12 protein-coding genes and 1 pseudogene are annotated in these 12,400 nt (G+C 69.2%); 9 read left to right on the top strand and 4 right to left on the bottom strand.

Annotated features, from left to right (window positions below; all coding sequences use genetic code 11):
* Nucleotides 1-246 (bottom strand): annotated as a pseudogene (locus VSO01S_RS09645) (DUF3108 domain-containing protein); the annotation flags it as partial.
* A gap of 123 nt (nt 247-369) precedes the next feature.
* Here VSO01S_RS09645 and VSO01S_RS09640 point away from each other — a divergent pair.
* Nucleotides 370-1,497 (top strand): fumarylacetoacetate hydrolase family protein, encoded by a 1,128-nt coding sequence (locus VSO01S_RS09640; RefSeq protein WP_245684163.1) that lies wholly within the window; start codon nt 370-372, stop codon nt 1,495-1,497.
* A gap of 139 nt (nt 1,498-1,636) precedes the next feature.
* The gene (locus VSO01S_RS09635; RefSeq protein WP_068641761.1) at nt 1,637-2,407 is read left to right on the top strand and encodes a M48 family metalloprotease; all 771 of its coding nucleotides are present in this window, start codon (nt 1,637-1,639) and stop codon (nt 2,405-2,407) included.
* Between the two features lie 10 nt (nt 2,408-2,417).
* Here the strand turns inward: VSO01S_RS09635 and VSO01S_RS09630 are convergent, their stop codons facing one another.
* Entirely contained in the window at nt 2,418-3,137 is a 720-nt protein-coding gene (locus VSO01S_RS09630) for a LuxR C-terminal-related transcriptional regulator (protein WP_245684162.1), read from the bottom strand.
* A 132-nt stretch (nt 3,138-3,269) separates the two neighbouring features.
* Between VSO01S_RS09630 and VSO01S_RS09625 the strand changes: the two genes are divergently transcribed.
* The 3 genes from VSO01S_RS09625 to VSO01S_RS09615 all read left to right on the top strand — a co-directional run bounded on the left by VSO01S_RS09625 (nt 3,270) and on the right by VSO01S_RS09615 (nt 6,305).
* Complete coding sequence (locus tag VSO01S_RS09625) at nt 3,270-5,051, top strand: FAD-dependent monooxygenase (protein WP_068641759.1); 1,782 nt, start codon at nt 3,270-3,272, stop codon at nt 5,049-5,051.
* Nucleotides 5,048-5,257 (top strand): DUF2783 domain-containing protein, encoded by a 210-nt coding sequence (locus VSO01S_RS09620; RefSeq protein WP_068641756.1) that lies wholly within the window; start codon nt 5,048-5,050, stop codon nt 5,255-5,257. Before VSO01S_RS09625 ends, VSO01S_RS09620 begins: the two co-directional genes overlap by 4 nt.
* Nucleotides 5,258-5,327: 70 nt before the next feature.
* Nucleotides 5,328-6,305: a Bug family tripartite tricarboxylate transporter substrate binding protein gene (locus VSO01S_RS09615; RefSeq protein WP_068641754.1), complete on the top strand. Its 978-nt coding sequence runs from the start codon at nt 5,328-5,330 to the stop codon at nt 6,303-6,305.
* A gap of 60 nt (nt 6,306-6,365) precedes the next feature.
* Here the strand turns inward: VSO01S_RS09615 and VSO01S_RS09610 are convergent, their stop codons facing one another.
* Complete coding sequence (locus VSO01S_RS09610; protein ID WP_084241773.1) at nt 6,366-7,391, bottom strand: toxin-antitoxin system YwqK family antitoxin; 1,026 nt, start codon at nt 7,389-7,391, stop codon at nt 6,366-6,368.
* A gap of 16 nt (nt 7,392-7,407) precedes the next feature.
* A complete protein-coding gene (locus VSO01S_RS09605) occupies nt 7,408-7,818 on the bottom strand; it encodes a VOC family protein (protein WP_068641750.1) in 411 nt (136 codons plus the stop codon).
* 68 nt (nt 7,819-7,886) lie between these two features.
* Between VSO01S_RS09605 and VSO01S_RS09600 the strand changes: the two genes are divergently transcribed.
* From VSO01S_RS09600 to VSO01S_RS09585, 4 genes are all read left to right on the top strand, one after another.
* Entirely contained in the window at nt 7,887-8,246 is a 360-nt protein-coding gene (locus VSO01S_RS09600) for a DUF2946 family protein (RefSeq protein ID WP_068641748.1), read from the top strand.
* 84 nt (nt 8,247-8,330) lie between these two features.
* A complete protein-coding gene (locus tag VSO01S_RS09595) occupies nt 8,331-10,670 on the top strand; it encodes a TonB-dependent receptor (RefSeq protein WP_068641747.1) in 2,340 nt (779 codons plus the stop codon).
* Between the two features lie 21 nt (nt 10,671-10,691).
* Complete coding sequence (locus VSO01S_RS09590; RefSeq protein ID WP_068641746.1) at nt 10,692-11,597, top strand: copper chaperone PCu(A)C domain-containing protein; 906 nt, start codon at nt 10,692-10,694, stop codon at nt 11,595-11,597.
* A 69-nt stretch (nt 11,598-11,666) separates the two neighbouring features.
* Complete coding sequence (locus VSO01S_RS09585) at nt 11,667-12,368, top strand: PhaM family polyhydroxyalkanoate granule multifunctional regulatory protein (protein ID WP_068641745.1); 702 nt, start codon at nt 11,667-11,669, stop codon at nt 12,366-12,368.
* Nucleotides 12,369-12,400 lie beyond the last annotated feature (32 nt).

The following is a 12,400-nucleotide window of genomic DNA, read 5'->3' as shown; positions in this document are numbered from 1 at the left end:
GGCCTTGGGCTTCGGCGCCGCGGGTTCGGCGGCAGGCGATGCCTGCGGGGCGGGTGGCGTGGGTGGCGCCAGCACGATGGTGCGGGTGACGAAGCGCTGCGCCAGCGGCAGCGGCGCGTCACTGGCACCCCATTGCGGCAAGGCCGCGAGCAATACCGCATGCACCAGCACGACCAGCACCGTCACCAGCGTGATCTGGCGCCAGCTGGAGGCATCGGGGGCGATAGTGTCGCGAAGGCTGCTCATGCGGGGTACGGGCGCGGGCAATCCGGGTTGGAAGCGCCCGGGGCCGGATGGTTCGGCTCGGTACACTGCCGAGCGTTCGTTCCAGTTTAGTCCTGCCGCCCGCGGCAGCCCTGCATTCGCATCATGAAACTCGCCACCTACAAGGACGGCTCGCGCGACGGCCAGCTGGTCGTCGTTTCGCGCGACCTTTCGCTCGCCCACTACGCCACCGGCATTGCCTCGCGCCTGCAGCAGGTGCTGGACGACTGGAGCTTCCTGAGCCCGCAGCTGCAGGACCTGTACGCCGCGCTCAACCAGGGCCGCGCGCGCCATGCCTTTCCCTTCGATCCGCAGCAGTGCATGGCGCCGCTGCCGCGCGCCTACCAGTGGGCGGACGGCTCGGCCTACATCAACCATGTGGAGCTGGTGCGCAAGGCGCGCAACGCCGAGGTCCCGCAGAGCTTCTACACCGACCCGCTCATGTACCAAGGTGGCAGCGATGACTTCATTGGCCCTTGTGATCCGGTCGTGGTGCCCAGCGAAGCCATGGGCATCGACTTCGAGGCCGAGATCGCCGTCATCACCGGCGACGTGAAGATGGGCGCCACCGCCGAGCAGGCGCTGGACGGCATCCGCCTGGTGATGCTGGCCAACGACGTGTCGCTGCGCAACCTGATTCCGGCCGAGCTGGCCAAGGGATTCGGCTTCTTCCAGAGCAAGCCGGCCACCGCCTTCAGCCCCGTGGCGGTGACGCTGGACGAGATCGGCGAGGCCTGGCAGGGCGGCCGCGTGCACCTGGCGCTGCAGAGCACCTGGAACGGCCGCAAGGTCGGCATGTGCGACGCGGGGCCCGAGATGACCTTCCACTTCGGCGAGCTGATCGCCCACATCGCCAAGACGCGCAATGTGCGCGCGGGCAGCATCGTGGGCAGCGGCACCGTCAGCAACAGGGGCGTGGAGCGCAAGGACGGCCGCATGGAGTGGCCCAAGGGCTACAGCTGCATTGCCGAAAAGCGCTGCATCGAGACCATCCAGGACGGCGCACCCAGCACCGAGTTCATGAAGTTCGGCGACACCATCCGCATCGAGATGAAGGGGCTGGATGGCCGCTCGCTGTTCGGTGCCATCGACCAGGAAGTGGTGGCGCCGGGCACCCGTGCCCGATCGGCGGCGGCGCAGGACGCGCCAGCGCCGGCGGTGGATGCCGGCACCGAGTCCGAGACCGGCACCGGCTCCGACGCCAATTCCGACACCGCCTCGCAAGACAGCTGAGCGCAGTGCCAACTTGTTGCCGCCGGCGGCAGGTTGCAGCTTCTATGATTGCCGGGGCCGTCGCCGAGCGACGGTCCATGACAGTGCCGCGCCGACATGCAGCGCGGGCTTTTCAGTCAGATCGATCAGGGAGTTCCAAGTGCGTTTTCTTTCCGTTGCCGCCGCGTGCGCGGCCTTGCTGGCGCTGGCCGGCTGCGAAACGATGCAGGCCGTCGACACGAGCGGCCTGATGAATGCCGGCGGCACCGCCGCCAAGGCGCTGGCCTTGTCCGACGGCGACATCCTCGCCATGTCCGACCAGTCGTGTGCCGCCATGGACCAGAAGAACAAGCTCGCCCCGGCCGGCAGCGCCTATGCGGCGCGGCTGGCGCAGTTGGTGCGCGCCATGCCCGACAGCATCGGCGGCAAGCCGGCCAACTACAAGGTCTACATCACGCAGGAGGCCAATGCCTGGGCCATGGCCAACGGCTGCATCCGCGTCTACAGCGGCCTGATGGACCTGATGAACGACGACGAGCTGCGCGGCGTGATCGGCCATGAGATCGGCCATGTGGCGCTGGGCCACTCCAAGTCGCAGATGCAGGCGGCCTACGGCGCCTCGGCGGTGCGCACCGCGGCCAGTGCTGCCGGCGGCGTGGTGGGCATGCTGTCGCAGTCGCAGGCCGGCGACCTGGCCGAGAAGTTCGTCAACGCCCAGTTCTCGCAGGCGCAGGAAAGCGCCGCCGACAACTACGCCTTCGACCTGCTCACCGAGCGCAAGCTGGAGCGCAAGGGCCTGGTCACCGGCTTCCAGAAGCTGGCTGCGCAAAGCGGTCCGCAGGGCGTGTCGCTGCTGAGCTCGCACCCGCCCTCGGCCGCGCGCGCCGCGGCCATGCAAAAGCGCCTGGACGCCGCAGCCAGGAGCCGCTGAGCGCCGCCGGCTACACCGCGCGCAGGAGGTCCTTCTGCGTGCGGATGCCCAGCCGCCGGAAGGCCCGGTACTGGTGGGTGCGCACGGTGCTCAGTTCGATGCCCAGCTCGCGCGCCGCTTCCTTGGCCGTGCGGCCGGCCCGCAACTGGTCGATGACCTCGCGCTCGCGCAGGCTCAGCGTCAGCAGGCGGGACGCGAGGTCGGCCTGCACCGGGGGCTGTGCCGCGGCGATGCTGCGGCCGTGCGCGGCGGTGACCGCCGCCAGCAGTTCGGCATGCGCCTCGATCACCTCGAAATCGGCCCGGCCGAACTCCGGCTGGGCGAGGCTTCGATAGAAGCTCACCGCCGCGCGCTGGCCGCCCGGCAGCAGCAACAGGACCGAGGCGCGCTCGCGAATGCCCACGTCGCCGTAGCAGGCTGCGCGATACGCAGGGTCGGCCACTTCCTCGGCGCGCTGGTGGCCCATCCACAATTGCGGGCGCCGGGGCAGCGCGCGAGCGGCCAGCCACACCATGTTCGGATCGAGCAGGTCGAAGCGCTGGGCCACGTAGCGCTCGGCCGTGCGCTCGGCGGTGCTGCCGTAGCTGCTGGCGGCCGAGACCGTCTCGATGCGCCCGCTGGCGCCCACCGCGAACACCGTGCAGAAGGTGACGGGCAGCAAGCGCTGCATGGCGTCGAGATAGCTGCGCGCGAGCTGCTGCGTGCCCACGCCCGAGAGCAGCGTGAGCACCAGGGGAGACGAAAAGGAGGCGGAGGGGTTGGGAGCGAGGCGCCAGCGCCGCATGCGAAAAATACAAGGGTTTTTACCTCGTACGAAGTTAGGACAACGCGGCGCGGAGCGCATCCGGACAATCCCTTTCGCATGAACACCAGCGTTCTCACTCCCACGCCCTCCGCACGCGCCGGCGACGCCGCCGGCGGCCCGCTGGCGCCGCAGCTCGACGGCGATGCACTTCCGCCGTCGGTGGGCGCCTTCGACTACACGCGCTTCGCACCCTGGCTGCCGCCGTTGGAAGGCGGCATGGAGCCTGGCCGGCATCCGGTCGTCATCGTCGGCGGCGGGCCGGTGGGCATGTCGCTGGCGCTGGGCCTGGCCAACCACGGCATGCGCAGCGTCATCCTGGAAGCGGACGACACCGTCTGCGTGGGCAGCCGCGCCGCCTGCATCTCGCGCCGCAGCCTGGAGATCGTCGAACGCCTGGGCGCACTGCCGGCCTTTTTGGGCAAGGGCCTGCCCTGGACCGGCGGCACCAGCTTCTACAAGACGCAGGAGGTGTTTCGCTTCGAGATGCCCAACGACGCGCGCCAGAAGCTGCCGCCCATGATCAACCTGGAGCAGTACTACATCGAGCAGTACCTGCTCGATGAGATCCAGCGCCGCAATGCCGCCGCGCCGGGGCTGATCGACATCCGCTGGGGCACGGAACTCACAGGCTTCGACGACCAGGGCGAGGCCGGCCTCACGCTGCACGCGCGCAACGCGCTGGGCAGCTACGCGCTGCACGCCGGCTGGATGGTGGCCTGCGATGGCGGCCAGAGCTTCGTGCGCAAGTCGCTGGGGCTGAACCTGGAGGGCACCGCCTACGAGGGCCGCTACGTCATCATCGACATCGAACTGCACAGCAAGCATCCCACCGAGCGCCGCGCCTGGTTCGACCCGCCGTGGAACCCGGGCTCCACCGTGCTCATGCACCGCCAGCCCGACGACATCTGGCGCATCGACTACCAGTTGCGTGCCGGGCAGGACAGCGAAGAGGCATTGCAGCCGCAGAACGTGCGCGAGTTCGTCACGCGCCACCTGGCGGCGATCGGCGAAGGCCATCTGCCCTGGAAGACGGTGTGGACCTCCATCTACCGCGCCGGCGCGATGACGCTGCAAAGCTACCGCCACGGTGCGAGCGGCCGCATTCTCTTTGCCGGCAACGCGGCGCATGCCATGCCGATCTTCGGCGTGCGCGGGCTCAACTCCGGCTTCGACGATGCGGACAACCTGGCCTGGAAGCTGGCGCTGGTGGCGCGTGGCGTGTCCGGCGCGGCGCTGCTGGACAGCTATTCGAGCGAGCGCATCGCCGCCTTCCACATCAACGCGGAAAGCGCGATGCGCAGCACCGAGTTCATGTCGCCGCCCTCGCGCGGCTTCGACCTGCTGCGCGAGGCGGCGCTGTCGCTGTCGCTGGAACACCGCGGCATCGCCAACCTGATCAACCCGCGCCAGACGCAGGCGGTGCGCTATGCCGATTCGCCGCTGTCCAGCGGCAGCGACGACCTGGGTGCCGGGCCGCCGCCCGGCGAAGTGATGCCCGAGCAGCCGCTGGGCGAGCAGGGGCATCTCACGGACCTGATCGGGCCGTGCTTCACGGTGCTCGTGTTCAGCGCGGGGCAGGCGCATCCTGCACGCTCGGCTTGCGCGGCGGAGGCGCGCAAGGCCGCGGCGCGCGGCCTGCCGGTGCAGCTTCACGAGCTGGAGCTCTCGGGCTCCACGCAAGACGCCTTCGCAGCCCTCGGCGCACTCGATGGCGCCGTCTACCTGCTGCGCCCCGACGGCCACGTGGCGGCGCGCTGGCGCCACCCGCAGCCGGGCCTGCTGCTGCAGGCCATCGAATGCGCCGCCTGCGCGAGCGCAACCGTGGAGGACATCGCATGAACCGCAACACCCTGCCCCCCGAGGCCCGCGACCGCCTCTATGCCGAATGCGCGCGCGCCATCAGCGAAGCCGGAGCCGAGCGCGAATCGCTCTTCCTGGCGCGGCTGGCCTTGCTTCTCTTCGAGCAAGTCGGTGATGAGTCACGCTGCCGCGAAGCCATTGCCGATGCGATGAAGGCACTGCCGATACCATCGCTGTCCGCGTGAAGCCGCTGCCGATCGGCACTCGATCGGCACCCAAGCGGCACCCAATCGACAAACAAAGGAGACCTTTTCGATGGATCGCAGAACTCTTCTGGCCGGCATGGCCGCCACCGGCGCCACCCTGGCCGCGCCCTGGGCCCGCGCACAGGGCAGCTACCCCGACCAGGTCATCAAGTGGGTGGTTCCCTATCCGGCCGGCGGCGGCACCGACGTCATCGCACGCCAACTGGCCGAGGCCATGCGCACCAGCCTGGGCCAGCAGCTGGTCATCGACAACAAGCCCGGCGCCTCCACCAACATCGGCTCGGACCTCGTGGCCCGCGCCAAGCCGGACGGCTACACCATCATGTCGGCCGACAACGCGCTGCTGGCCTTCAATGAATACCTGTTCACCAAGCTGCCCTTCAATCCTTCCAAGGACTTCAGCTACATCGGCGCCATCGGCAAGTTCCCGCTCGCGCTGGTGGTGAACCCCGAGTTCCCCGCCAAGGACTTCAAGGCCTTCCTGGCCTATGCCAAGGCCAACCCGGGCAAGCTCAACTACGCATCGCCGGGCAACGGTTCGCCGCATCACCTGGCCATGGAGATGTTCAAGAACCGCACCGGCACCTTCATCACCCACATTCCGTACCGCGGTGCGGCGCCGGCCATGGCCGACGTCATGGGCGGCCAGGTGCCGTGCATGTTCCTGGACCTGGCCTCGGGCCTGTCGATCATGCAGTCGGGCAAGGTGCGGGTGCTGGCCATCGGCTCGGGCCAGCGCTCCAAGCTGCTGCCCAACGTGCCCACGCTGGCCGAGGTGGGCGTGCCCAACAGCGAGGTGTTCGCCTTCCAGGGCATCGTGGGCCCCGCCGGCCTGCCGGGCCCGGTTGTGCAGCGCCTGAACTCGGAACTCAACAAGTCCTTCGGCACGCCGGCCGTGCAAAAGCGCTTTGCCGATTTCGGCATGGAGGCGATGCCCGGCACGCCGGAGCAGTTCTTCGCCTTGGCGCGCGCCGAGTCGCAGCGCTGGGGCCCCATCATCAAGGCCACCGGCGTCAAGCTGGACTGATAGCGACGGATGGCGAGGCGGCGCCCGATCCGGCGCCGCCGCACTTGCGGGCCGCTCGAGCTACTGGGCCGCGGGCTTGCCCGCCGCCTCCGAGGGGGCCAGGGCAGGCTCGTCAGGCCGCAGCAGCTGGCCGGCATCGTCCCAGCGGCGCTCTTCCAGCAGCCGGCCCTTGCCGTCGTAGTTCATCTCCGCCACCAGCGTGCCGCGGTCGTTGAAGCGCCGGTGCATGCCCACCGGCAGCAGCGGCGCGTGGACGGGTGCGGAGAAGCGCCCTTCGGCCGAGCGCTGGCCGTTCTCGAAGTACTCGATGATGTCGACCACCCGCTCCGGGCCGCTGCCGCTGAAGGCCTGCTTGTACTTGGGCTGGCCGTTCTGCGTGTAGTAGGTGTCGTCGCGCAGCGGATCGCCGTTGGCGTCCCAGCGCTGCTCGCGCACCAGCCATCCGCGCTCCGAATATTCGAGCGTGCGCTGGCGCACCGAGCGCCCGCGATCGAGCAGCAGCGACACCGATTCGCTGCGCTTGACGCCGGCCGAGGAGAACTGCCGCTCGATGCGCTGCTTGCCGCTCGTTTCCTCCACCGACGCGACCTTGCCGTTGTCGTAGAGGCTTTCGGCGCGCTGCCGCCGGCCATTGAGGTAGACCAGGCGCGAGCGCAGCACGCCGTTGTCGTCGAACAGCTCCACGGTGGAGGGAGTCTTCTGGAAGCCGCAGAGTTGCCTGTCGTCCGCCGCGGGGGCGAGCAGCGGCTTGTCGGCGCAGCGCAGGAAGGTCAGCTGGCCGCGGGCGCTGAATTCGACCACCGCGCGCTCGCCGCCCGGCTCGGCACGATAGGCCGCTCGGCGCAGCTTGCCGTCGGGGTGGAAGGCACGCACCAGCCCGAACTCCTGGCCGCCGTCGTAGGTGGATTCGCGCAGCACGCGGCCGGTGGCGGCGTCCTTGCAGCGCAGCAGGCCGCTCTTGCCTGCGGTGCTGGCGGGGTCGGTGAGTTGCACGGTCCGGCCGCCCAGTTCGCAGACCTGCCCAGGCTGCGCGGCCGCCGCAGCGCACATCGAAGCCATCAGGACCCCGGCAGCAAGTTGCTTCATGTTCCCGCCTTGCACCTCAGGTGGCGTAGACGCTGGACAGCGAGCGGAACCCCTTGACCTCGATCGGATTGCCGAAGGGGTCGCAGAAGAACATGGTCCACTGCTCGCCCGGCTGGCCCTCGAAGCGCACCTGCGGCGCCAGCACGAATTCGGTGCCGGCCGCCTTCAGGCGCTCGGCCATGGCCTGCCACTGTTCCAGCTGCAGGATCAGGCCGAAATGCGGCATGGGCACCAGGGCGTCGCCCACCTTGCCGGTGCGGGTGGTCGCAAACGGCTCGCCTAGGTGCAGCGAGATCTGGTGGCCGAAGAAATCGAAGTCGACCCAGGTGTCGGTGCTGCGGCCTTCGGTGCAGCCCAGCACGCCGCCGTAGAAACGGCGCGCCTCGTCGAGGTCGCGAACGTGGAAGGCGAGATGGAAGATCGACATGTGAGTTTTCGTTTCGTTTGTCGCGTCATTGTCTAACGTTGTGAGCATTCGCGGATAATTCCGCGGCCATGAAACCCTTTCGACAACTCACGCAAATCGGCCGCCTTGTGCTGCTTTGGTTTGCGTTGTCGCTGGGTGTGGCCGTGGCATCACCGCTGGTGAATCCGCAGCCGATGGAGCTGGTGTGCTCCAGCGCCGGCGCGATCAAGGTCGTGGTCAAGACCGACGACGGCGCCCGCGAGCTGGGTGCCAGCCACATGGATTGCCCGCTTTGCGCGATTGCGGGCGCGCCGCCGCCGTCTGCCGATGCGCCGCAGTTCGCGCATCCCCTGCCGCTGGGCCATGCGCTCCAGCCCATCGTGGCCGCCCGTCTGGCGGCCGCGACCGCCGCGCCGCTGCCGGCGCGCGGGCCGCCTTCGCTCGCCTGATTTCCTGACCGAGTTCCGCCGCGCCGGGCCCTGATCGAACGGGGCCGGGCGCCTGCGGCCCTTCTTCCAGGCGCGGTGCCGGGCATGGCACCGGCGAAGGCATTTCTCTTGAAGAACAACCGATCCAATCTCTGGCTGGCGCTGGTCGCCGCCTTTCCGGGCCTGGCCTGGGCGCAAGCGGGCGCCGGCGCGGCCGATGCGGCCGAGCGAAGCAAGTCGCTGGGCGTGGTGACCGTCACCGGCGGCCAGCCGACCTCGCTGCCCACGCAGATCCCCACCACCATCGAAGGCATCACGCGCGAAGACATCGACGTGCGCATCAACGCCACCGACAGCGAAGACGCCCTCAAGTACCTGCCGAGCCTCTTGGTGCGCAAGCGCTACATCGGCGACTACAACCACGCGATCCTGTCCACGCGCGCCTCGGGCACCGGCAACAGCGCGCGCTCCGCCGTGTATGCGGACGGCATCCTGCTGTCCAACTACCTGGGCAACGGCATTGCCAACGGCACCAACTACGCGCCGCGCTGGGGCATGGTCACGCCCGAGGAGATCGAGCGGGTGGACGTGATGTACGGCCCCTTTTCGGCGGCCTACCCGGGCAATTCGGCCGGCGCGGTGGTGGACTACGTGACCCGCATGCCCACCGAGCTCGAAGCCCATGTGTCGGCCGGCTTCTCCTCGCAGCCCTACCGCCTCTACAACACGCACGACACCTTCAACAGCTGGCAGACCAGCGCGTCGCTGGGCAGCAAGAGCGGCGACTGGTCGTGGTGGATCGACCTGAACCACACCGACAGCCAGGGCCAGCCCCAGACCTTCACCACCGCGACCGTGGCCTCGGGCGTGCCGGGCGGGGGCGGCGTGCCCGTCACTGGCTATGTGCGGGGCCTGAACACCACCAACCAGCCCTGGTACATCCTGGGCACCGGCACCCAGTACCACACGGTGCAGGACCACGCGAAGCTCAAGCTCGCCTACGATTTTTCGGGCACCGTGCGCGCCACCTATACCCTGGGCTGGTGGCAGAACAGTTCGGAAGGCCGCCCCGACAGCTACCCGCGCAACGCCGCCGGCCAGCCGGTGTACAGCGGGCCGATCAGCATCGAAGGCCGGCGCTACAACCTGGCGCCCACCGCTTTCCCGCTCACGGACGACAGCCAGACCCACTCCATGCACGGCCTGTCGGCGAAAAGCCGCACCGGCGGCACCTGGGACTGGGAAGTGGCCGCCAGCCTGTACGACTACGCCAGGGACCAGCAGCGCGCCCCTGCCGTGGCGCTGCCGCAGGCCGAAATGGGCGGCGCCGGTACGCTGCAGGACCAGGGCGGCACCGGCTGGAACACGCTGGCGGCCAAGGGCACCTGGAGGCCGCAAGGAGCGGGCGGCGCACACATCGTCGACTTCGGCATTGGACGCGACGCCTACGAACTCGGCATCCTGAAGAGCACAGTGGCCGGCAACTGGCTGTCGGGTTCGGCCGGCAGCCTGATCAGCCAGGTGGGCGGGCGCACCGAGACCTGGAGCGCCTGGGCGCAGGACGCCTGGTCGTTCGCGCCGCGCTGGAAGGCGGTGCTGGGCCTGCGCTGGGAGGATTGGAACGCCAGCCACGGCGTAAGCGCCACTGCCAGCAGCCGGCTGGACTATGCGCGGCGCAGCGAATCCGACATCTCGCCCAAGGCTGCGCTGGCCTACCAGTTCGCCGAGCGCACCGTGCTCAAGGGCTCGGTCGGCCGAGCGGTGCGCTACCCGACAGTGGGCGAGCTGTACGGCGCCACGTCGGGCGGTGCGCTGGCCTTCGTCAACGACCCGAACCTCAAGCCGGAGAAGTCCTGGACGGGTGAGCTGAGCGCCGAGCAGGACCTGGGCAACGGCCTGGCGCGTGCCACGCTCTTCCATGAGGAAACGCAGGACGCGCTCTACAGCCAGCAGGTGCCGGGCACCAGCCCGGTCGTCACGCGCGTGCAGAACGTGGACAAGGTGCGCACCACCGGCTTCGAGCTGGCCTACAGCGGGCAGGATGTGTGGATCAAGGGCCTCGAGCTGGGCGCGAGCTTGACCTTTGCCGATTCGAAGATCGTGCAAAACGATGCCTTCCCGGCCAGCGTGGGCAAGTGGCAGCCGCGCGTTCCGCGCTGGCGCTCCACCGTCTACGCCACCTGGCGGCCCGACAGCCGCTGGGCATTCACCGGGGCGGCCCGCTACAGTGGCCAGCAGTATTCGACCCTGGACAACAGCGACGTCAATGCCGACGCGTACTTCGGCGCCAGCAAGTACTTCGTGGTCGACGTGCGCGTGCGCTACCAGATCAACCGCCAGTGGTCGGCCGCCTTCGGCATCGACAACCTGAACAACGAGCAGTACTGGAACTTCCACCCCTATCCGCAGCGCACCTACACCGCGCAGCTGCGTTTCGATCTTTGATTTGTCCTGGAGAACATCGACATGAACCGTTCGCACTTCATCCGCATGAGCCTTCTGGCCGGCACCAGCCTGCTGGCCGCTGGCGCCGCCGTCGCGCACGTCACGCTGGCCGAGGGCAGCGCCACAGCCGGCAGCGATTACGCGGCGGCCTTTCGCGTCGGCCACGCCTGCAAGGATGCGAAGAGCACCACCGGCCTGACGGTGCGCGTGCCCGCGGGCTTCGCCGTGCAGAAGGCCGAGCCGCGCGATGGCTGGACCCTCAACGCCACCGGCAGCGAGATCAGCTGGAAGGCCAACTCGCCCCAGGCCGCCTTGCCGGCCAGCGAGAAGGCGCAGTTCATCGTGCGCGGCAAGCTCGACGCCAAGCCCGGCCCGCTCTGGTTCAAGGTGCTGCAGACCTGCGACGTGGGCAGTGCCGACTGGGCGCAGATTCCGGCCAGCGACACGGCCAAGCCCGAGTTTCCCGCCGCGCGCCTGATGGTGCTGGCACCCGGCAGCGCCGCGCCCGTCGAGGTCAGCGACGCCTGGGTGCGCCGCGCCGTGCCGGGCCAGAGCGGCACCGGCGCCTTCATGAAGCTCAAGGCGCCGGAGGCCATGCGCCTGGTCGGCGCCTCCACGCCGGTGGCCGGCGTGGCCGAGGTGCACGAGATGAAGATGGAAGGCGACACCATGAAGATGCGTCCGCTGAGCCAGGGCCTGGAACTGCCGGCCGGCCAGACCGTCGAGCTCACGCCCGGCGGCTACCACCTGATGCTGACGGACCTGAAGCAGCCCGTGAACGTCGGCACCACCGTGCCGGTCACGTTGCGCTTCGTCGACGCGAAGGGCGTGGCCAGCGAGCAGACGCTGCAGGTGCCGGTGGCCATCGGCGCACCGGGCGGCGGCGCGGCGTCCGGCGGCGAGCACCAGCATCAGCACAAGCATTGAGTTGCGCCGCAGGGCCGGGGGTATAAGCTCGGGCCAGTCCAACACCACCGGTCACGTGGGAGGTACCCGATGAGTGAGAAGCAGCCCTTCTTTTTCGACCAGTTCGTACCTGGTTTCGAATTCCTGAAGAACCTGGCCAACAGCGCGAGCACCGGCGGGGCCGGCGCACCGGCGGCCAAGGCGGGGCTGCCCGGCATGCCGGGCATTCCTGGCATACCTGGCATCTCCAGCTGGGTTGCGCCCACGCTCAGCGTCGAGGAAGTGGACAAGCGCATCCAGGAGCTCAAGGCGGTGCAGTTCTGGCTGGACCAGAACCTGCACGCGCTCAAGGCCACCATCCAGGCACTGGAAGTCCAGCGCATGACGCTGTCCACGCTGCAGGGCATGAATCTCCGGATGGAGGACCTGGCCAAGGCCTTCACCGGCGGCGCATCGGCGGCCGTTGGCAAGTCGCAGGCTTCCCGGTCCGAGCCGGCCAGGGAAAAGGCCAAGCCAAGCGAGGACGCGGCGCCGGCCAAGGAAGCGACGGCCAAGCCGGCGGCCACCGGTGCGGTCGACCCGATGCAGCTGTGGGGCGCGCTCACCCAGCAGTTCCAGCAGATTGCCGCCACCGCGCTGCAGGATGCCGCGCAGCTGAAGATGCCCAGCATGGTGGCCGGCAAGGCCAAGGCACCTGCGCCGGCGAAAAAAAGCGCGGGCGGCACGGCCGCGAAAAAGGCCCCGGCGCGCAAGCGCGCCAGCGGCACTGCACGTCGCCGTTCGGTGCTGTAATCGGGGGGTGAACGGGGCCGTTCCCCGTTCAC

This window comes from Variovorax soli NBRC 106424 (assembly GCF_001591385.1).
Classification (GTDB): Bacteria; Pseudomonadota; Gammaproteobacteria; order Burkholderiales; family Burkholderiaceae_C; genus Variovorax; species Variovorax soli.
Note: the sequence above shows the minus strand (reverse complement) of the source record. Positions and strands in the feature narration are given on the sequence as shown.